General features: G+C 62.7%; 23 protein-coding genes. 7 read left to right on the top strand and 16 right to left on the bottom strand.

From position 1 onward, the window contains the following. Nucleotides 1-168: 168 nt before the first annotated feature. From ACQ4W0_RS28690 to ACQ4W0_RS28660, 7 genes are all read right to left on the bottom strand, one after another. Nucleotides 169-1467, bottom strand: coding sequence for an MFS transporter (locus ACQ4W0_RS28690; RefSeq protein WP_436579823.1), 1299 nt, complete (start codon nt 1465-1467; stop codon nt 169-171). A gap of 518 nt (nt 1468-1985) precedes the next feature. Next, on the bottom strand, nt 1986-2309 hold the full coding sequence (locus tag ACQ4W0_RS28685; protein ID WP_436579822.1) for a thioredoxin family protein: 324 nt from the start codon (nt 2307-2309) through the stop codon (nt 1986-1988). Nucleotides 2310-2327: 18 nt separating this feature from the next. Beyond that, a complete protein-coding gene (locus tag ACQ4W0_RS28680) occupies nt 2328-3023 on the bottom strand; it encodes a fumarylacetoacetate hydrolase family protein (RefSeq protein ID WP_436579821.1) in 696 nt (231 codons plus the stop codon). 79 nt (nt 3024-3102) lie between these two features. Then, nucleotides 3103-4398, bottom strand: coding sequence for an MFS family transporter (locus tag ACQ4W0_RS28675; protein WP_099666574.1), 1296 nt, complete (start codon nt 4396-4398; stop codon nt 3103-3105). Nucleotides 4399-4550: 152 nt separating this feature from the next. Then, the gene (gene pcaF, locus ACQ4W0_RS28670) at nt 4551-5753 is read right to left on the bottom strand and encodes a 3-oxoadipyl-CoA thiolase (protein ID WP_436579820.1); all 1203 of its coding nucleotides are present in this window, start codon (nt 5751-5753) and stop codon (nt 4551-4553) included. A 34-nt stretch (nt 5754-5787) separates the two neighbouring features. Next, on the bottom strand, nt 5788-6429 hold the full coding sequence (locus ACQ4W0_RS28665) for a 3-oxoacid CoA-transferase subunit B (RefSeq protein ID WP_436579819.1): 642 nt from the start codon (nt 6427-6429) through the stop codon (nt 5788-5790). 10 nt (nt 6430-6439) lie between these two features. Continuing rightward, nucleotides 6440-7138 (bottom strand): 3-oxoacid CoA-transferase subunit A, encoded by a 699-nt coding sequence (locus tag ACQ4W0_RS28660; RefSeq protein ID WP_436579818.1) that lies wholly within the window; start codon nt 7136-7138, stop codon nt 6440-6442. A gap of 166 nt (nt 7139-7304) precedes the next feature. Here ACQ4W0_RS28660 and ACQ4W0_RS28655 point away from each other — a divergent pair, with 166 nt between their 5' ends. Continuing rightward, a complete protein-coding gene (locus tag ACQ4W0_RS28655) occupies nt 7305-8132 on the top strand; it encodes an IclR family transcriptional regulator domain-containing protein (RefSeq protein ID WP_436579817.1) in 828 nt (275 codons plus the stop codon). Here the strand turns inward: ACQ4W0_RS28655 and ACQ4W0_RS28650 are convergent, their stop codons facing one another. The 4 genes from ACQ4W0_RS28650 to ACQ4W0_RS28635 are packed head-to-tail and all read right to left on the bottom strand — an operon-like array spanning nt 8133 to nt 10261. After that, nucleotides 8133-8990 carry a ChaN family lipoprotein gene (locus tag ACQ4W0_RS28650; RefSeq protein WP_436579816.1) on the bottom strand — a complete coding sequence of 286 codons (858 nt, stop codon included), beginning with the start codon at nt 8988-8990 and terminating at the stop codon, nt 8133-8135. A 43-nt stretch (nt 8991-9033) separates the two neighbouring features. Next, nucleotides 9034-9465, bottom strand: a complete 432-nt coding sequence (locus ACQ4W0_RS28645; RefSeq protein WP_436579815.1) for a DUF6691 family protein — start codon at nt 9463-9465, stop codon at nt 9034-9036. Between the two features lie 8 nt (nt 9466-9473). After that, nucleotides 9474-9899, bottom strand: coding sequence for a YeeE/YedE family protein (locus tag ACQ4W0_RS28640; protein WP_436579814.1), 426 nt, complete (start codon nt 9897-9899; stop codon nt 9474-9476). Between the two features lie 8 nt (nt 9900-9907). Continuing rightward, complete coding sequence (locus ACQ4W0_RS28635) at nt 9908-10261, bottom strand: ArsR/SmtB family transcription factor (protein ID WP_070310209.1); 354 nt, start codon at nt 10259-10261, stop codon at nt 9908-9910. A 331-nt stretch (nt 10262-10592) separates the two neighbouring features. Between ACQ4W0_RS28635 and ACQ4W0_RS28630 the strand changes: the two genes are divergently transcribed. Beyond that, the gene (locus ACQ4W0_RS28630) at nt 10593-11006 is read left to right on the top strand and encodes a hypothetical protein (protein WP_436579813.1); all 414 of its coding nucleotides are present in this window, start codon (nt 10593-10595) and stop codon (nt 11004-11006) included. Between the two features lie 84 nt (nt 11007-11090). On the opposite strand, the gene ACQ4W0_RS28625 is transcribed toward ACQ4W0_RS28630, so the two are convergent. The 4 genes from ACQ4W0_RS28625 to ACQ4W0_RS28610 are packed head-to-tail and all read right to left on the bottom strand — an operon-like array spanning nt 11091 to nt 13836. Continuing rightward, nucleotides 11091-11270 (bottom strand): hypothetical protein, encoded by a 180-nt coding sequence (locus ACQ4W0_RS28625; RefSeq protein ID WP_436579812.1) that lies wholly within the window; start codon nt 11268-11270, stop codon nt 11091-11093. Further along, a complete protein-coding gene (locus ACQ4W0_RS28620; protein ID WP_436579811.1) occupies nt 11267-11668 on the bottom strand; it encodes a DUF3224 domain-containing protein in 402 nt (133 codons plus the stop codon). Before ACQ4W0_RS28620 ends, ACQ4W0_RS28625 begins: the two co-directional genes overlap by 4 nt. Next, nucleotides 11668-12255 (bottom strand): DUF1697 domain-containing protein, encoded by a 588-nt coding sequence (locus ACQ4W0_RS28615; RefSeq protein WP_436579810.1) that lies wholly within the window; start codon nt 12253-12255, stop codon nt 11668-11670. The genes ACQ4W0_RS28620 and ACQ4W0_RS28615 overlap by 1 nt, the downstream gene beginning before the upstream one ends. A 15-nt stretch (nt 12256-12270) precedes the next feature. After that, the gene (locus ACQ4W0_RS28610) at nt 12271-13836 is read right to left on the bottom strand and encodes a sensor histidine kinase (RefSeq protein WP_436579809.1); all 1566 of its coding nucleotides are present in this window, start codon (nt 13834-13836) and stop codon (nt 12271-12273) included. 206 nt (nt 13837-14042) lie between these two features. On the opposite strand from ACQ4W0_RS28610, the gene ACQ4W0_RS28605 reads away from it, so the two are divergent. Together ACQ4W0_RS28605 and ACQ4W0_RS28600 are read left to right on the top strand one after the other, a co-directional pair. Then, nucleotides 14043-14381, top strand: a complete 339-nt coding sequence (locus ACQ4W0_RS28605; protein ID WP_436579808.1) for a hypothetical protein — start codon at nt 14043-14045, stop codon at nt 14379-14381. Further along, nucleotides 14378-15223, top strand: a complete 846-nt coding sequence (locus ACQ4W0_RS28600; RefSeq protein ID WP_436579807.1) for an HDOD domain-containing protein — start codon at nt 14378-14380, stop codon at nt 15221-15223. The genes ACQ4W0_RS28605 and ACQ4W0_RS28600 overlap by 4 nt, the downstream gene beginning before the upstream one ends. Before the next feature lie 138 nt (nt 15224-15361). Here the strand turns inward: ACQ4W0_RS28600 and ACQ4W0_RS28595 are convergent, their stop codons facing one another. Continuing rightward, complete coding sequence (locus tag ACQ4W0_RS28595) at nt 15362-15688, bottom strand: hypothetical protein (RefSeq protein ID WP_034746769.1); 327 nt, start codon at nt 15686-15688, stop codon at nt 15362-15364. 650 nt (nt 15689-16338) lie between these two features. Between ACQ4W0_RS28595 and miaB the strand changes: the two genes are divergently transcribed. From miaB to ybeY, 3 genes are read left to right on the top strand one after another with little or no spacing between them, the layout of a single operon-like run. Next, nucleotides 16339-17706 (top strand): tRNA (N6-isopentenyl adenosine(37)-C2)-methylthiotransferase MiaB, encoded by a 1368-nt coding sequence (miaB, locus tag ACQ4W0_RS28590; protein WP_436579806.1) that lies wholly within the window; start codon nt 16339-16341, stop codon nt 17704-17706. Beyond that, the gene (locus tag ACQ4W0_RS28585) at nt 17703-18767 is read left to right on the top strand and encodes a PhoH family protein (RefSeq protein ID WP_436579805.1); all 1065 of its coding nucleotides are present in this window, start codon (nt 17703-17705) and stop codon (nt 18765-18767) included. The genes miaB and ACQ4W0_RS28585 overlap by 4 nt, the downstream gene beginning before the upstream one ends. Then, complete coding sequence (gene ybeY, locus ACQ4W0_RS28580) at nt 18751-19215, top strand: rRNA maturation RNase YbeY (RefSeq protein WP_436579804.1); 465 nt, start codon at nt 18751-18753, stop codon at nt 19213-19215. Before ACQ4W0_RS28585 ends, ybeY begins: the two co-directional genes overlap by 17 nt. Nucleotides 19216-19218: the final 3 nt, after the last annotated feature.

Genomic DNA, 19218 nt, shown 5'->3' with positions numbered 1-19218 from the left:
TTGATACCGGCCTCACCCTGCAGAAATTGCTGGATCACATCCAGTTTGAACTGCGTACTGTACTTCGCCATAGAAAAAACCCCGAAAGTTGGTGTCCAACTTTCGGGGTTCAGTTCATGGGCAGCTGGCGGCTTGTGGAACACTCACGCGGCGTGCGCGTTGACTCGTTTACTGCCAGGCCTCCTTGCCTGCCCTCGGCTTGCCCACCATCAGCAGCGCGCCCAGGGTCAGCACGGCTGCCAGCGACAGGTAATAGCCCACGTATTGCAAGCCATGGTTGGTGGCCAGCCAGGTGGCGATGTACGGCGCCAGCGAGGCGCCCAGAATGCCCGCCAGGTTGAAGGTCAGCGACGCGCCCGTGTAACGCACTTCGGGCGGGAACAGCTCGGACAGCATGGTGCCCAGCGGTCCGTAAGTCATGCCCATCAGGCCCAGGCCGACGGCCATGAAGACGGTCACTTCCCACGTCACGCCGGAACCGAACATCGGCGCCAGCACCAGGCCGAAGATGGCGATGGCGACGGAAACCCAGATCAGGGTAGCGCGGCGGCCGCGGCGGTCGGCCAGCACGGCGGAAAACGGAATCGTCAGGGCAAAGAACAGCACGGCGAACAGCTGCACGACGAGGAATTCCTTGCGCGTGAAGCCTAGCTTGGTCGTGCCCCAGCTCAAGGCAAACACCGTCATCAGGTAGAACAGCACGAAGGTGGCCAGGGCGATGATGGTGCCCAGAAACAGCATGCGGCCATGTTGGCGGAACACGGTGGCGACAGGCAGTTTGACGACTTCGTTCTTGTCGATGACTTTCTGGAAATCCGGCGTTTCCGTGATCTTCAGACGCACGTACAGGCCGACGATGACCAGCAGCGCGCTGGCCAGGAACGGGATGCGCCAGCCATAGCTGAAGAACTGCGCATCGGTCATGGTTTCGCTGAGCAGCAGGAAGATGCCGCCGGACAGGAAGAAGCCGATCGGTGCACCCAGCTGCGGGAACATGCCGTACCAGGCGCGCTTGCCCGGTGGCGCGTTTTCCGTGGCCAGCAGCACCGCGCCGCCCCACTCGCCGCCCAGACCCAGGCCCTGGCCGAAACGGCACAGCGCCAGCAGCAACGGCGCCAGGGTACCGATGGAAGCATACGTCGGCAGCAAGCCGATGATGACGGTGGAGATACCCATGGTCAACAAGGCGGCTACCAGGGTGGCCTTGCGGCCGACGCGGTCGCCGAAGTGGCCGAATACGGCCGAACCGATGGGCCGGGCGAAGAAGGCGATGGCAAACGTGGCCAGCGACTGCAGCACGGCAGCCGACGGGTCGCCGGCGGGGAAGAACAGTTTCGGGAACACCAGCACGGCGGCCGTGGCGTAGATATAAAAGTCAAAGAACTCGATGGTGGTGCCGATCAGGCTGGCGAACAGCACCGTGCCGGGGGAATTTTTCTTGGGGGGGGTGCTCCGGGGCTTACTCATTTACTGCGCTCCTTGGGGAGGGTGTCTAAAGGCCATTCTCTGGATGTTTTTTCAGGCAGCAGCACAGCACGTTGTCTAGGCGCGCGGTTCACATATCATAGCTGTGCGCAGGCGTATTTGCTGCGAATTTGCTATTAAATTCGCAAACAAATTCCACGCCGCAACACACCGTTGTTAACGGTAGACAACGGAGTACCAACGCGCGCTATCGCGCTGTGATCAGTGCTGATTTAGAGAAACAACGGTCGTGCGCCATCCGGTTACCCGGGGCACGGCAGGAAAAGCGTCAGGGGATGGGCGACGTGTATCAGGCCCGGCGTATCGCCAGGCATTCCGTACCAGACCCGCGCGTCGGCATCGCGGCATCGGTCATTTGTGGTGAATCCTTGCCTGCGGCCCCTCCGGGTGGAGCGGGCCGGCGATCATCGCGCTGCATCACTAAGGATGCGGTTGATCTTGCTGTAAGCGGCTTATGATACGCGCAGTGGTGCAGTGCGGCAAGAAATGATGTAAACCGCTTACGCCTCGATCAGGGCGAACGCCTTGCCGATCTCCGCGCTGTCGAGCGGGCGCACGAGGCGCGCCACTTCCTGGCCATCCTTGAGAAAGATCAAGGTCGGCCACAGTTTCACCCGGAACGCACGCCCCAGCGCGCGGCCGGGGCCGTCTTCCACGCGCAGGTGCAGCACCCCGGGATGCGGCGCAAACGCGGCGGCCAGCGGCGCCTGGGTGGCGCGGCAATGGCCGCACCACCCAGTGCCAAATTCCAGCAGGGCCGGCCCCTCCAGGGCGTCGATCTCGGCGCGCGCCGGTTGCGCAACAGAATAAGTGTCGTTCATCATGCCGGTCTCCTTGGCAGCTTAGACCACTTTCATGCGCAAGGTGCCCAGGCCATCGATGGCGCCCACCAGCTCATCGCCGCGCTGCACGGCCGCCACGCCGGCCGGCGTGCCCGTGTAAATCAGGTCGCCCGGCTGCAAGGTAAAGTAGCGCGACAGGTCGGCGATGGTTTCCGCCACGTTCCAGATCAGCATGTCGATGCTGCTGCCTTGACGCAGCTCACCGTTCACGTGCAGGGTGATGGCGGCATGGCTGACATCGCCCGCCAGCGCGGCCGGCGTGATGGAACCGATGGGCGCCGAGTGCTCGAACGCCTTGCCCGTTTCCCACGGACGGCCCTGCTTTTTCGCTGCGCCCTGCACATCGCGGCGCGTCATGTCCAGGCCTATCGCATAACCCCATACGTGGCTCAGCGCATCGGCCACGCCGATATCGCTGCCGCCCTTGCCGATGGCCACCACCAGCTCCATCTCGTGCTGGAAATCCTGCGTTTGCGCCGGATACGGCAACTCGCCCGTCGTGCCGGCGGGCACGGGCAGCACGGCATCGTTTGGTTTCATGAAGAAAAACGGCGCCTCGCGGCCCGTGTGGCCCATTTCCTTGGCATGGTCGACATAGTTGCGGCCGACGCAATAAATACGGTGGACGGGGAAAGTATCAACGCTGCCGGTGACGGGAACGCTGGCTTGCAAGGGCGCGGGAATGACATACGACATGAAGACTCCTGATCGGCACGATGGAAAAAGGCGGCGATGAAAAAAGGGACACCGCAGTGTCCCCTATTTTACGTCAACGTTACTTCAGCAGGCCCGAGCGACTCGGGTCCGGCATGCGGATGGCGACGATGAAGGAAATCAGGCACATGATGGTGACGTACCAATAGAAATACTCTTCCACGTGCCAGGCCTTGAACTGCAGCGCCACGTATTCGGCCGAACCGCCGAACATGGCGTTGGCCACGGCGTACGACAGGCCCACGCCCAGCGCGCGCACTTCGACGGGGAACATTTCCGCCTTGATCAAGCCGCTGATCGACGTATAGAAACTGATGATGGCCAGCGCGATGATGATCAGGCCAAACGCCGCGTACGGGCTGGTGATGTCTTTCAGGGCATGCATGATCGGCAGCACGCACAGGGTGGCCAGGCCGCCGAAGAACAGCATCGAGGTGCGGCGGCCGATGCGGTCGGACAGGGCGCCGAACACCGGTTGCAGAATCATGTAGACGAGCAGCGCGCAGGTCATGACGGCGCTGGCCGTCTTGGTGTCCATGCCGGCTGTATTGACCAGGTATTTCTGCATGTAGGTGGTGAAAGTGTAGAACACCAGCGAGCCGCCGGCCGTAAAGCCCAGCACGGTGATGAAGGCACGCTTATGCTTGAGCAAGCCGCGCAGGCTGCCCGCGTCCTTGTCCTTGCGCTCGCTGGCGGTGGTTGTTTCCGTCAGGGATTTACGCAGGTTCAGCGACACCAAAGCCGCCAGGGCGCCAAACACAAACGGGATGCGCCAGCCCCAGGCACGCAATTCTTCCAGGGTCAGCAATTGTTGCAAGACCACCAGCACCAGCAGCGCCAGCAGCTGGCCACCGATCAGGGTCACGTACTGGAACGAGGCGAAGAAGCCGCGCTTGCCCGATTCCGACACTTCACTCATGTAAGTGGCGCTGGTGCCGTATTCGCCGCCCACGGACAGGCCCTGGAACAAACGCGCCACCAGCAGCAGGAACGGGGCGAAGGCGCCGATGGTTTCATACGTGGGCAGCACGGCGATCATCAGCGAGCCGCCGCACATCATCAGCACGGAAATCATCATCGACTGACGGCGGCCGTATTTGTCGGCGATGCGGCCGAACAGCCAGCCGCCCACCGGGCGCATGAGGAAACCGGCGGCAAAGATGCCGGCCGTCTGCAGCAGCTGCGTGGTGGGGTTACCGGAAGGGAAGAAGGCGTGCGAGAAATACAGCGCGCAGAAGGAATAAATGTAGAAGTCGAACCATTCGACCAGGTTACCGGAGGAAGCGCCAATGATGGCCTTGATGCGCTGCTGGGAAGTCAGCTGCGCAACGTCATGCGGAGTATCGTGGGATGTCATATCAATCTTCTTGTTCGTGTGAAAAAGCCAACGCCAGCCGGGTTGCCCGGGCCGGTTTTGCATCATACGCCCTTGATCAGAGTCAAAAAGGTGCCTGGCATACGCGTTAATACGTACTGCCGGCAACTTTTTTTCGCCTGCCGGGCGTGGAATCAGACCCGTTCCAGCACCAGCGCGATGCCCTGCCCCACGCCGATGCACATGGTGCAGAGCGCGTAGCGCCCGCCCGTGCGGTGCAGCTGGTTGACGGCCGTCATGGCCAGGCGCGCACCCGAGGCGCCCAGCGGATGACCGAGGGCAATCGCGCCGCCATTCGGGTTGACGCGGACGTCGTCGTCCTGCAAGCCCAGCTGGCGCAGCACGGCCAGCCCTTGCGCGGCAAACGCTTCGTTGAGTTCGATGACGTCGAAGTCGGCCAGGGTCAAGCCCGTCATGGCCAGCACTTTCAGGGTGGCGGGTGCAGGGCCGATGCCCATGATGCGGGGCGCCACGCCGGCCGTCGCCATGGCCACGACGCGCGCGCGCGGCGTCAGGCCAAAACGGGCCGCGTTCGCTTCGTCGGCCAGCAGCAGCGCCGCCGCGCCATCGTTGACGCCGGACGCGTTGCCGGCCGTAATCGTGCCATCCGCGCGCACAACGGGTTTCAATTTGGCCAGGGTGTCCAGCGTGGTGGCGCGCGGGTGCTCGTCACGGCTGACGACGAGGGGCTCGCCCTTCTTTTGTGCAATGCTGACGGGGCAGATTTCACTGTCGAACACGCCCGCCTGCTGCGCCACCAGCGCCTTCACCTGGCTGGCCAGGGCGAACGCATCCTGGTCAGCGCGGCTGATGCCGAACTCGACGGCCACGTTTTCCGCCGTTTCCGGCATCGAATCGACGCCGTACTGCGCCTTCATGAGGGGGTTGATGAAGCGCCAGCCGATGGTCGTGTCTTCCATTTTCATGCCGCGCGAAAAGGCGCTGTCGGCCTTGCCCATGACAAACGGTGCGCGGCTCATGCTTTCCACGCCGCCGGCGATCAGCAAGCCCGCTTCGCCGCTCTTGATAAAGCGCGCGGCGCTGCCGATGGCGTCCAGACCCGAGCCGCACAGGCGGTTCAAGGTGGCGCCGGGCACGCTGTCGGGCAAGCCGGCCAGCAAGGCGGCCATGCGCGCCACGTTGCGGTTGTCCTCGCCCGCCTGGTTGGCGCAGCCGTACAGCACGTCGGTAACGGCGCTCCAGTCCACACCGGGATTGCGCGCCATCAAGGCACGGATGGGCACGGCGCCCAGGTCGTCGGCGCGCACGCCAGACAAGCTGCCGCCGTAGCGGCCGAATGGCGTACGTTGCGCGTCGCAAATGTATGCGTGGCTCATGTTCTTTCCTCCAAGAAAGTGGTTTGATGTTGAATTAGCGGGCATCCGTCAGCGGTACGGCCGTCAAGGCTTGCAGTTGCTCAAAACTCAAGCCTTCGACCAGTTCGACGACGGCGGCGCCGTTTGGTCCCAGGTCGAGCACGGCCAGGTCGCTGTAGATGCGGCTGACGCATGCGATGCCCGTCAGTGGATACGTGCAGGCCTGCACCAGCTTGCTTTCACCCGTCTTGGTCAGCAATTCCATCATGACCCAGGTTTTTTTCGCGCCAATAGCCAGGTCCATGGCCCCGCCTACGGCAGGGATGGCGTCGGGCGCGCCCGTGTGCCAGTTGGCCAGGTCGCCCGTGGCGGACACCTGGAAGGCGCCCAGCACGCAGATATCCAGGTGGCCGCCGCGCATCATGGCAAAGCTGTCGGCATGGTGGAAATAGCTGCCGCCCGCCAGCAGGGTGACGGGCTGCTTGCCCGCATTGATCAGGTCGTAATCTTCCTCGCCCGGCGCAGGCGCAGGGCCCATGCCGATCACGCCGTTTTCGCTGTGCAGGATGATGTCCGCGCCGGCCGGCAAGTGATTCGCCACCAGGGTCGGCAAGCCGATGCCCAGGTTGACGACGGCACCCTCATGGATGTCGGCCGCCACGCGCGCCGCCATTTGATCTCGATTCCATTTATGCATTTGATACTCCTCAAACAGCTTTGAAGCCGGCGGGGCCGGTGGCCGTGCGCGGCACTTGCACGATGCGCTGCACGAACAGGCCCGGCGTGATGACGTGTTCGGGATCGATGCTGCCCAGCTCGGCAACTTCATGCACGGAAGCAATGCTGACCTTGGCGGCCATGGCCATGATGGGGCCGAAGTTGCGCGCCGTCTTGCGGTAGGTCAGGTTGCCCCAGCGGTCGCCCTGCTCCGCCTTGATCAGCGCGAAATCGGCGTGGATCGGCAACTCGAACACATACATGCGGCCATCGATCTCGCGCGTTTCCTTGCCCTTGGCCAAGTCCGTGCCATAGCCCGTGGGCGTAAAAAAGCCGCCGATGCCGGCGCCGGCGGCGCGGATGCGCTCAGCCAAATTCCCCTGCGGCACCAGTTCCAGTTCCAGCTTGCCCGCGCGGTACAGCGCGTCGAAGACGTGGGAATCGGCCTGGCGGGGAAACGAGCAGATGATCTTGCGCACTTGCCCGTTTTTCAGCAAAGCGGCCAGGCCCGTGTCGCCATTGCCCGCATTGTTGTTGACGATGACGAGGTCGCGCGCGCCCTGGGCGATCAAGCCGACGATCAGCTCGGCCGGCTGGCCCGCGCCGCCAAAGCCGCCAATCATGACGGTGGCGCCATCGTGGATATCGGCCAGCGCTTCTAAGACGCTGGTACGCAGTTTGTCGATCATTGCCTGTCTCCTCCAAATCAAACCCATGGTCAATTTGTTCGTATAGAGAACAAATATTCGTATTTAGAACTTATTCGTGAGAATATGCCTGATCGGGGCGCTTGTCAATTTGCCGTTTTCGCCACCGCCATGGCTATAATTGCCACCTTGCCCCATTGGAATCGCCATGACCGACCGCCGCAGCACGCCCCTTTCCGCCGAAGCAAGCGTTGACGCCGACGGCGCCCCCCGTCCCGGCGACAGCTATGTGCAATCGTTCGCGCGAGGCCTGGCCGTCTTGCGCAGCTTTGGCGCCGAGGCGCCGCAACAGACCCTGAGCGAAGTGGCGGAGCGGGCGCAGCTGACGCGCGCGGGCGCGCGGCGCATCCTGCTCACCTTGCTGCATCTCGGTTATGTGGAAGCGGACGGGCGTTTGTTCCGCCTGACGCCCAAGGTACTCGACCTCGGTTACGCCTACCTGTCATCGTTGCCCGTCTGGACGCAGGCCCAGCCGCTGCTGGAAGAATTGATGCAGACCTTGCGCCAATCGTGCTCGGCCACCGTGCTCGACGGTGACGACATCGTGTATGTCGTGCGCCTGTCCGCGCACCGCACCATGTCGATCAATCTGGGCATCGGCAGCCGCCTGCCCGCGTATTGCACTTCGATGGGCAGGGTCTTGCTGTCGGGCCTGGCGCCCGACATGCTGCGCGAACGGCTGTCGAAGATGGCGCTGCTGAAAATCACGCCGGCGACCAAGGTCGATATCGAAGTTTTGATGGAAGAGATTGCGCAAGTGCGGCGCCAGGGCTGGTGCCTGGTGCAGGAAGAGCTGGAACAGGGCTTGATCGCCCTGGCCGCGCCCGTGTTCGACCGGGCTGGCAAGGTGGTGGCGGCGATCAATGTCAGCGGCCAGACGGCGGGACCGTCCGTGGCGCATTTGCTGGAACACAGCTTGCCGAAACTGCTCGATACGGCAAGCCGGGTCAGCGCCCTGGTGCGGGTGCAGCAGTGATTATTTGTTAAACTTCGCGCACGGGTCCGGGCGCGGCTGCGCCGGCATCGTTTGCGTCAGGTCAAACGTGCCCTTGTAGCCAGTGCTACCCTGCTCCAGGTAGCCGATGCTGCGCACATTCAATTGCGGGTCGGCCAGCTTCAGCCAGCGGGGCACGCCGATATCCTTGCGTACATGCTCATTGCCGGCGATCAGCACCACGTCGCGCGGCGCCTGGTCGCGGATCAGCTTGGCCATCCAGATATCGCGCGCCACCTGGGCGTTGACGACACCTTTGATCATCATGTCGGACAGCATATTGCAGCGGGCCGCCTGGACTTCCTTTTGTTGCCCTTCCAGGATGTCGGTCGGCACGGGAGCGGCCAGATAAGTGGCCACCATGGCGGGCGGCATCGCCCATTGGATGCCGTCGCGCACGATGCGCGAGGCATCGGCCGGCGACAAATTGCCGGCCACCACCGTCAGTTGGTAGCTGATCACCAGGTCCAGCACGGGCCGGTACAAGCTCCAGTCCCAGCGCGGCTGTTCCATCACGCGGATGATGCAGTCGGGATCGGCGCAATCGCGCGCGGCGCGCGTCAGCAAGGCCTGGTTTTCGCGGTCGAACTGTTCCATGACAATCACGGGACGCCAGCCGGCTGCCAGGCGGCGCTGCAACTCCGCGACGCGCAGGCGCTGGCCTTGCGCATTGTCATGCACTTCACCCAGCAGCAATACTTGCGGATTTGGCAAGGTATCGGCCACGGGTGGGGGAGCAGGCTGTGCATCTTTCTTCAGCAAGCTGCCGCAGGCGGCCAGCGCCAGCACGCTGCACAGCAGGGCGGCACGCGCAACGGCGCGGAAAATCACGGTCTTCATGTCAATGGGTATCCTGAGTGGCGATGCGCCAGATTGTACCGTCTCAGGCCGGTGCCGGCAGCTTGCGGCGCTCCAGCACTTCAAACAGGGCCATGCCGGCCAGCATCGCGCCGACAAAAATCCACGCCTTCGGCTGGCCCGCCAGCAGGGAGACGAGGGCGGGACCGGGACAGAAACCGGCGATGCCCCAGCCCACGCCAAAGGCCAGGCTGCCCAGCAGCAAGCGTCGGTCGATGCGCCGCGCCGCTGGCAATTGCATGGGCTCGCCCAGCAGCGCCGTGCTGCGCCGTCCTGCCAGCCAGAAGGCAGGCAGGGCCACGGCGATGGCGCCGCCCATCACCAACGCCAGCGACGGGTCCCAGGCGCCGGCCAGGTCGAGGAAACCGAGCACCTTGGCCGGGTTGCCCATGCCGGAGACGATCAGGCCCAGGCCAAAGACGAGGCCGCTCAACAGGGAAAGGAGTAACTTGCTCATAAGCTTGCTCACAAATGGCGCAACAGATACACGGTGAGGAAACCGGCCGCCATGAAGGCACAAGTGGCCGCCAGTGAACGGGGTGACAGGCGCGACAGGCCGCACACGCCGTGGCCGCTGGTGCAGCCGGCGCCATAGCGCACCCCCACGCCCACCAGCAGGCCCGCCACGGTCAGGGCCAACGTGCCCGCCTCGATCTGCACGGGCGGCAAGGCTTGCCACAGCGAATACAGCAGGGGCGTGCCGATCAGCCCCGCAAGAAAAGCGATGCGCCAGCCCAGGTCGCCCTGACGCGGGCGCAGCAGGCCGCCGAGGATGCCGCTGATGCCGGCAATGCGGCCATTGAACAAGATCAGCAGGCCAGCAGCCAGGCCGATCAACATGCCGCCGGCCAGCGAGGCCCACGGCGTGAAGTGCTGCCAAGCAATAGTCATGATCGGCCTCAGTCGGCTTCGTCGTTGAACGGGGGGCGCGGCGCGCAAAATTGCGCGTACAGCACTTGCAGCACGGCCAGCACGGGTGCGCTGGCGACGCGGTAATAGATCTGCTTGCCGTCGCGCCGCGTGGCCACCAGCATTTCTTCGCGCAGCACGCCCAGTTGCTGCGACAGGGTCGGCTGGCCGATGCCCACTTTTTGCTCGAGGTCGCTGACGCAATGCTCGCCCTGCGAAAGCTGGCACAGCAGCATCAAACGGTCTGCATTGCCCATGGCCTTGAGCAGCGAACTGGCTTTGTAGGCCGAGCCGCGCATGGCATCGAGGTTATATTCGGCGTGTTGTGTTGCAACTGTCTCCATCTTGCCCTCCCACAGGCGATCATGTTGTACATCGTGCGATAAACAATATACTAATCAATATATTGTTTTCCTGCTGGCGATTCGCACAAAAAAACAACAGTGTTTTTCAACGATAGCGTGCTCATCCCAAGTGTGCGGCAGCGATAGCCTTTGCGCTATCAAAATGATAAATATTCGTAATTTAAAGCAAATATACGTAGCAAAATTAACACGATTTGTGCTGTAATAAGACCTCATCAGAAAAATCGTGATACGCCTCCGTACAGGCGCATTGTCCGTCCAGGCCTAGGCCGGTTTCGGCCGCGCCGCGCGGTGAACCAGGGAGTCAAAGATGAAGATACTTCAGCCGCTATGCGTGGCCATGCTGGCGCTGTCGGCCAGTGCAGGCAATGCGGCGGCAACGGGCACTGGCATGCCGGGCAACCCGCACGCAGCACGTGATCAGGTCGTGAGCGACGAAAGTCTCGGTTTCACTAACACCAGTAACAATCTTGGCTGGGAAACACCGGACTTGCCGTATGCGCGCCTGCTGACGCAGGCCCCGACGCTCAATGCGGCCCCGCGCTGGCGCAGCGCCGGTGCACGCCACGGTGCACTGCCCGCAGCCGCCACGGCCCCCGCCGTGCAGCAAACGAACGTGCCGCCACCCGTGCCAGAAGCGAGCATGGTCTCGATGTTACTGGTGGGACTGGGTTTGCTGGCCTTCAGCATGCACGGTGACAAACAGGAAAAATTCGATAGCTGACCTCCATTCCGGCGGCTGATACCGCTGCGGTAAAAAAAATTCCGCCTTGCGCGGAATTTTTTTGGCCTCTGCCCTTGTCACTTCTTACTTGTCCAGCAAGCGGCAGACTCTCTCGATATTACCCACAGGAATGCCTGACTTCAGGGCCCGCGCGATGCAACCCGCCTTGTCCGGTCCCGAGGCGGACATGAGTACGAAGGCCGTGCCCAGGGCGCTGACGGCGAGCAGCAAGATCAGCACGCCCTTGACGACATCCCAGTTCATGGCGTCTCGGCAATGTCATACGTGAAATCATAATAATGCTTGCCGTCTTCGATGCGGATGGCCAGGCTGCCCGACAGCCCTTGCAACTGGCCCGTCCCCGTGTCGGGCACCACGCTGACGGACAAGCTGGGCGCGCCACGCGCCATGCTGCCGCTGTGCTGCAAATGAAAACCGCCGTGGCGCCCGTCCAGGGTGCCTTCCACCCGTTCCAGCGCCACATAGCCGGCTGAACCGGCTATGGCGGCGCGCACGCTGAGCATCTCGCCCTGCGCGCTGGCGTCGAGGGCCCCGTGGTAGCGCTTGGCTAGCGACAAGCGTCCCAGCCCCGACTGCGCGGCCGTGTCCGACAAGGTTTCCGGGGTGATGGTGACGTCGAATGCGCCTGTAATGGTAGGCATCAGTGCTCCTTGGAAAATGAGGAAGTGGCTGCCGCATCCGGCCCGTTCAGCAGCGCATGTAATTTTTGCATAGTGGCCCAGTTGCGCGAGGTGACGCCATCGCCCAACAGTACGCCGAGTGCCGCCACCACCTTGCTGGCCAGCACGCCATCGTGACACCAGGCATACGCGGCCCATCGCCCCAGCGCCAGCGCTTCCGGTTGCCACGGCCGCTGCAATAACGGCGCCAGGCGCTGCATGTCGGCAGGATTGTTCAGCACCAAGGTCAGCAGACGGGCCGCATCGGCCGTCGGCGCCAAGCTGTTTTGTTCGATCAGTTCGGCAAACTGGCCGGCCGACAGCACCGTCACCCGGGCCGCCACGCCCAGTTTCAGCACCAGCGCTTCCTCGATGCGGGCAGCGGCTTCGGCCGGTGCCACCGTGCCTCCGTCATATACGACGTTACCGCTGTTGAGTACGGTGCGCACCTGCGCAAAGCCCAGGTCGCCCAGCAGCTTGCGCAGGTCGGCCATGGCCACGCGCTTGGCACGACCCACATTGATCCCGCGCAAAAGCGCCACTTGCTGACTGTTTTCTAGCTGTGCCATGTCTCTTCTCCTTGCCTATGCCGGGCTGCTGGTGCTTTCCGGCAACGGCGTTACCGTGGGCAAGCGCAACAGGAATGTCGCGCCCTGCCCCAGCGTGCTGCTGACCGTGATGGTGCCGCCAAACTGCTTGGCAATCAAGTTGAACACGATATTCAAGCCCAGGCCCGTGCCGCCCTGTCCGCGCCGCGTGGTGACAAACGGGTCAAACACGCGGTCGAGCATGTCGGGCGCGATACCGCGGCCGTTGTCGCGCACCTGCATGGCGATCCACTCGCCGTCGCGGTGCACGCCGATATGGATGTTGCCAGCCGTGTCCGCATCGAAGGCGTGCTCGACGCAATTCAAGACCAGATTCGTCAGCACCTGCGCCAGTGCGCCCGGATAGCTGTCGAGCATGATGTCAGGCGGGCAATCGATATCGATGCTGATGCGCGTCTTTTTCAGGGTCGGCTGCAGGCTCGAGATCACTTCCCCGATATAGTCGCGCAATTCGAACAAACGGCGCGCCTCGCTGACCTGGTCGACGGCGATCTGCTTGAAGCTGTGGATCAGATGCGCGGCGCGGTAGGCATTGTTCATGATCAGCCGCGCGCTTTCGCCGGCCGTTTCCAGGTAGCGCAGGATATCGGTTTTCTTCACGCTGCCGCCTGCCACCGCTGCGCTGATGTGATCGGTGGCTTCCTTCAACACCGAGGCGCTGGTCAGCGCGATGCCGACCGGGGTATTGATTTCATGCGCCACGCCGGCCACCAGGCTGCCCAGCGAGGCCAGGCGTTCCGATTGCAGCAACGATTCCTGCGCGCGGCGCAGCTCGTCCATGGCCAGCGCCGTCTCCTGCTGCGAGCGGCGCGCCATGTCTTCCGCCTCGCGGCTGCCCTCGATGATGGACTTGAGCTTGCGCTGCACGGCATTGAAGCCACGGATCACGTCGCCCAGTTCGTCGCGCCGGTTTTCCGGCAGCTCCTCGACCTCATCGCTGCCGCGCGTGGCCAGGTCGATCAAGCCGTCGCGCAACTGTTTCAAGGGCCCGAAGACGATGCGCAGGCTCAGCGCCAGGGCACCCACCAGGATGATGTCAAGAAGCAACACTTCCAGCACCTTGCGCCGCACTTCGCTGCGCAAGGCCGCATCGATCTGTGCGCGGCTGAAATTGACGATGACCTTGCCGACGATCACCGGCTTGCCCCCCGTGGCCGCCGCCACGGCGTCGCGGAACACCAGTGGCGCCTCGACGGGCGTGCCGCCCATGGTCACGTCGGAGGTCAGCGGCACCAGGGTGCCGGTCGCATCACGCACTTCGCCCGCGAACAGGCCCACGGAGGCGTCGTAGACGCGGATGCCGACCAGTTCCGGCGGCAGCATTTCGGCCGCGACGATGCTGTCGACCTTGGATTTATCGAGGTCCCACAGGGCGGAAGGCAAGCTGGTCTGCAAGCGCGTGAGCACACCGCTGCGCAGGCGCGCGCTGCCCGATTCGAGTTCCTGGCTCAGGGTATATTGGGTATAGCTGCCGGAAATGCCCAGCACCAAGGTGACGATCACGACAAAAAGCAGGGTCAGCCGGACTTGGATACTCACCATCGTTCAACACTCCCCCGGCCTGGCCGGTCGCCGGCCCGCGGCGCGGGCGCAGATACGTCAGCGGACAACAGCCTGAAGCAAATGTACGGTATGACATGCTTATTGGCAAGATTTACAGCAACCCCGTTTTCCACCGTAGTCTTGATACAGGTTGAGACATTGCGTGATGGCAATGGTAATATCCCGCAATCATCTAAGGAGTCGTCATGGCGGTCATGCATCAACATCTACCCCTTGAACAAGTACGTCCTGGCATGGTCTTGTCGGATGTCTTGCTCGACGCGCATGGACAAGTGCTATTGCCGCAAGGCGCGGTACTGACGGAAAACATGCTATCCCTGATGCCGCGCCACGGCATCGACATGCTGCCGATCCAGGCGCCGCCGCCTTCGCCGGAAGAAGTGGCCGCAGAGCAAGCGGCCCACAGCGCGCGGCTAGCCCATCTGTTCCGCAAGCATGATCCGGACGATCCCGAAGACGTGGCCACCACCTTGCTGCGCAGCTATGTCACGGCTTACCGCCTGGGTACGGGAGGCGCGGCATGAGCACCCAGTTGACGCTCGACGATATCGTCGCCCACCTCGATGACTTGCCTTCGCTGCCCGCCGTCGTGATGGAACTGTTGAACAGCATCGACCAGGAAGATGTCGATATTTCCGTGCTGGCGAAAAAAGTGTCGTACGACCAGGCGCTGACGGCAAAAACCCTGCGCCTGGCCAACTCTTCCCAATATGGCCTGCAAGTGAAGGCCACCACCATCCAGCAGGCGATTACCTACCTGGGCTTCCAGACCACGCGCAGCCTGATCACGTCCGCCGCCATCACGGGCTGTTTCCCGGAAGGACGCTGCCCCGGCTTCGACGACAAGGCCTTCTGGCGCCATTCGGTGGCGACGGCCGCCTGCGCCAAGGTGCTGGCGCGGCAGATCCGCTTCAACCAGGATTATGCCTTCACGGCCGGCTTGCTGCATAACATCGGCCGCCTGGTGCTGGTCAGCAGCTTTCCCGCACAGTACGCGCAAGTCATCGCGCACCAGGCGGCGCACGATTGCAGCCTGCTCGAAGCGGAGCAGGCCGTGCTGGGCGTGGACCATGTGCAGGCCAGCGTGGCATTGGCCGAGCACTGGAATTTTTCCGACACCATGCGCCTGGCGCTGGCCAACTATCTGCAGCCGGAAACGCCGGGGGCCGGCTTCCTGGCAGGGTTGATCCACGTGGCCAATGCCATCGTCTGCGCGCTCGACCTGGCGCAGGCGGGCGACGACATGGTGCCGCGCGTCTCGCCGGTGGCCTGGGATGCGCTGGGCCTGGGCGAAGACACGTATCTGCAACTATTCCGCGAAACGGAACTGCGCTTCGACGAAATCACCTCGGCACTGCTGAGCTAAACGCCGCGCCAAATGCCAACGGCTCTCGCCGCGAGGCGAAAGCCGTTATGGGTACTGCGAGACATCCATGCTGCCCGGTCCACGCCAGCCTGTTGCCGCCAGCAGCTACGCAAGCGGCACAGTCAGCGCGCAAGCACATCAGTGCGCGTAATTCGATTCTTGCGCATCGCCGCGGTCTTCCGCTTTTGGACGGCCCTGGGCGTCGGACAGACGATACTTGGTGCGGCGGTCGCCCATCAAGTCACGCAGGTCACGGATGCTCATGCCCGTCACTTCGTGCATGCGGATCAGCAGCGAGGCGCCGACCGGCAAGCGGTGGTGGCGGATCTTGCTGATGACGGGTGGCGCCACTTCAAGCAGGCGCGACAGGGCTGCGTCGTTTTTCAGCTGCATCTTGCTCAGCAGAATATCCAGCAGGTGATTCGGGTTGTAACTCTCTTGCGATGCTAATGCATGATGTGCCATGATTTTTCCTCGTCTGGTGAATGTAGAAAATAATGCCGATACGAACTTAAGGCTGGCTTAGAGTGTTTAAATAAACGTCTTTCCATCGGATTCAGCCCTCTCTCCTTTCGCACTGCCTGCACAGGACTCGCACAGCCACGCCCAGCCAACGTATGCAACCTGCCGCGTGAGTAAAGCACCTGCAACTCGCTGAAATGAATTGCATATAAGACAATATACTAGCCCAAATAGCCCGCATCTGCGCCTCGCGCAAACTTCCTGATTGTTAAATATCAATCAAACTGCTAGTTGGCTTGGCAACGATGCCATTTCAACACATTAGGATGCCAGCGGGCGCGCACAAGGCTTTGCAGCAACTTGTTACAAATCAATGGTGTTGCACGGCAATAAATGCTTTTCAGCATCGTCGTGCCGTGCGCCGTATTCGCGCTGTAATCTTGTCGGCAAGATCAGCATGACATGGCCCGTCCCGGCGATTTACGCTAAACTATGGCCTGAACTTGCAGCGAGCCTGCCACCGGGCAGCCAGAAGCGCCCGGCCGGTCATCCACCGTCCCCGCCCTGAGCCGCGCACGGCGCAAGCCCCCTTGCCGCCACACTTATTTGCCCCATTTATTTGCTGCCACATTTACCGATAAGCACCCGACTCCATGCAGAAAAAAGTATTCATTAAAACCTTCGGCTGCCAGATGAACGAGTACGACTCGGACAAGATGGCCGACGTGCTGGGCTCCTCCGACGGCCTGGTGCGTACCGACACGCCGGAAGATGCCGATGTGATCCTGCTCAACACTTGCTCCGTGCGCGAAAAGGCGCAGGAAAAGGTGTTTTCCGACCTGGGCCGTCTGCGCGAGCTGAAACTGGCCAAGCCGCACCTCTTGATCGGCGTGGGCGGCTGCGTGGCCTCGCAGGAAGGCGACGCCATCGTCAAGCGCGCGCCGTATGTCGACATGGTCTTCGGCCCGCAAACCCTGCACCGCCTGCCGCAGATGATAGCCCTGCGCCGCTCCAGCGGCACCTCGCAGGTCGACATCAGCTTCCCGGAAATCGAAAAGTTCGACCACATGCCGCCGGCCAAGGTGGACGGCGCTTCGGCGTTTGTCTCCATCATGGAAGGCTGCAGCAAATATTGCAGCTACTGCGTCGTGCCCTACACACGCGGCGAGGAAGTGTCGCGCCGCTTCGAGGACGTGCTGACGGAAGTGGCGGGTCTGGCCGCCCAGGGCGTCAAGGAAATCACCCTCCTGGGGCAGAACGTGAATGCCTACCGCGGCGCGATGGAAGGGGGCGAGATCGCCGACTTCGCCCTGCTGCTCGAATACGTGGCCGACATTCCCGGCATCGCCCGCATGCGCTTCGTCACCAGCCACCCGAAGGAATTCACGCAACGCCTGATCGACGCCTATGCCAAGATTCCGCAGCTGGTCGACCATCTGTACCTGCCGGCGCAGCATGGTTCCGACAAGATCCTCGGCGCCATGAAGCGCGGCTACACGGGCCTCGAATACAAGTCCATCATCCGCCGCATCCGCGCCGTACGCCCGAACATGGCCATTTCCTCGGACTTCATCGTGGGCTTCCCCGGCGAGACGCAGGCCGATTTCGACGCCATGATGAAGCTGATCGCGGACGTGGGCTTCGACAACAGCTACAGCTTCATCTTCAGCAAGCGCCCCGGCACGCCGGCCGCCAGCCTGGAAGACGACACGCCGCATGAAGTCAAGCTGGCCCGTTTGCAGCAGCTGCAGGCAGCCATCGACGCCAACACGCGCAAGTACAGCCTGGCCATGGTGGGCACGGTGCAAACCATCCTCGTCGAAGGCCGCTCGAAGAAAGACACGATAGCTCGCGAGCTGCAAGGGCGCACGGAAAACAACCGCGTGGTCAATTTCGACGCCGGCCCGGACGCGCTGCAGCTGGTCGGCCAACTGGTCGACGTGCGCATCACCGAAAGCCATTCCTACACCCTGCGCGGCGAACTCGTCGCCAGCGCCCCCGCATTGAAAAGAGCCAGTTGAAAACCAAAGCCCCGATACAGCCGCATTACTTCATCCCCGAGCCGCTGGACAACACGCGCCTGGCGCATTTGTGCGGGCCGCTTGATGAAAACCTGCGCCAGATTTCCGCCGCCCTCGACGTGACGATCTTCCGCCGCGGCGAGAAATTCATCGTCGGCGGCAGCAATGCCGAACGGGCCGTGGAAATCCTCGAACAGTTCTACGCCATCGCCAACAAGGTCGTGCCGCTGGAAGAAGTGCAACTGGCCCTGGTGGAGCAGCGCGCGGGCCTGTCCGCCGCCTCGGAACACCATGCCAACACGCCCGTCAGCACCTTCGTGGAACCGGACATCGCGAGTCCCGTGCTGAAAACCCGCCGCAGCGACCTGCGCGGGCGCACGCCGCACCAGATCGCCTACCTGCGCGACATCCTCGAACACGACATCAGCTTCGGCGTGGGCCCGGCCGGCACGGGGAAAACCTATTTGGCCGTCGCCTGCGCCGTCGACGCGCTTGAACGCGACGCCGTCAAGCGCATCATCCTCACGCGTCCAGCCGTCGAAGCGGGCGAACGCCTGGGCTTCCTGCCGGGTGACTTGGCGCAAAAAGTCGACCCTTACCTGCGTCCGCTGTACGATGCGCTGTACGATTTGCTGGGCTTTGACCGCACGCAAAAACTGTTTGAAAAACAGGTGATCGAGATCGCCCCGCTGGCCTACATGCGCGGGCGCACCCTGAACCACGCTTTCGTCATCCTCGATGAAGCGCAAAACACCACCGTCGAACAGATGAAGATGTTCCTGACGCGCATCGGCTTTGGCAGCAAGGCCGTGGTGACGGGCGACGTGACCCAGGTCGACCTGCAAAAGAGCCAGAAGAGTGGCCTCATCGACGCCGTACACGTGCTGAAAGACGTGCGCGGCATCGGCTTTACGCAATTTAACAGCAGCGACGTGGTGCGCCATCCGCTCGTCGCCCGCATCGTCGATGCGTATGAAACGGCGCAAGCGGCCGGCGCCAACGCCGCCCAGTTACTCCCCCTGATCACACCAGCTGCCGCCAAAAATGTCCGAAAAAAATAAACTGTCCTTGTCCGTGCAATACCCGGACGCCCGCCTGGAAACCCTGATCACGCGGCCGAAAGTGCGCCGCTGGGTCAAGGCGGCCCTGTTCGCGCCAGCCGAATTGACCATCCGCTTCGTCGATGCGGAGGAAGGCCGTACCTTGAACCGCGACTACCGCGAAAAGGATTACGCCACCAATGTGCTGACGTTCGCCTACAACGAAGGCGAAGAGTTGGGCGACGACGAGCCGACGCGCGCCGACATCATCCTGTGCACGGACGTGCTGGAAAAGGAAGCGGGGGAGCAGAAAAAGAGCGTGGAAGAGCACACGGCCCATCTGATCGTGCACGGCGTGCTGCATGCGCAGGGCTACGACCACATGGATGACGAGGAAGCGGCCGAGATGGAGGGTTTGGAAACGGACATCCTAGCGAAACTCGGCATCACCGACCCGTACAAGGAGTAAGAC

It is taken from the genome of Janthinobacterium breve (genome assembly GCF_051380895.1).
Classification (GTDB): Bacteria; Pseudomonadota; Gammaproteobacteria; order Burkholderiales; family Burkholderiaceae_D; genus Janthinobacterium.
This window is presented reverse-complemented; position numbering and strand designations above follow the sequence as displayed.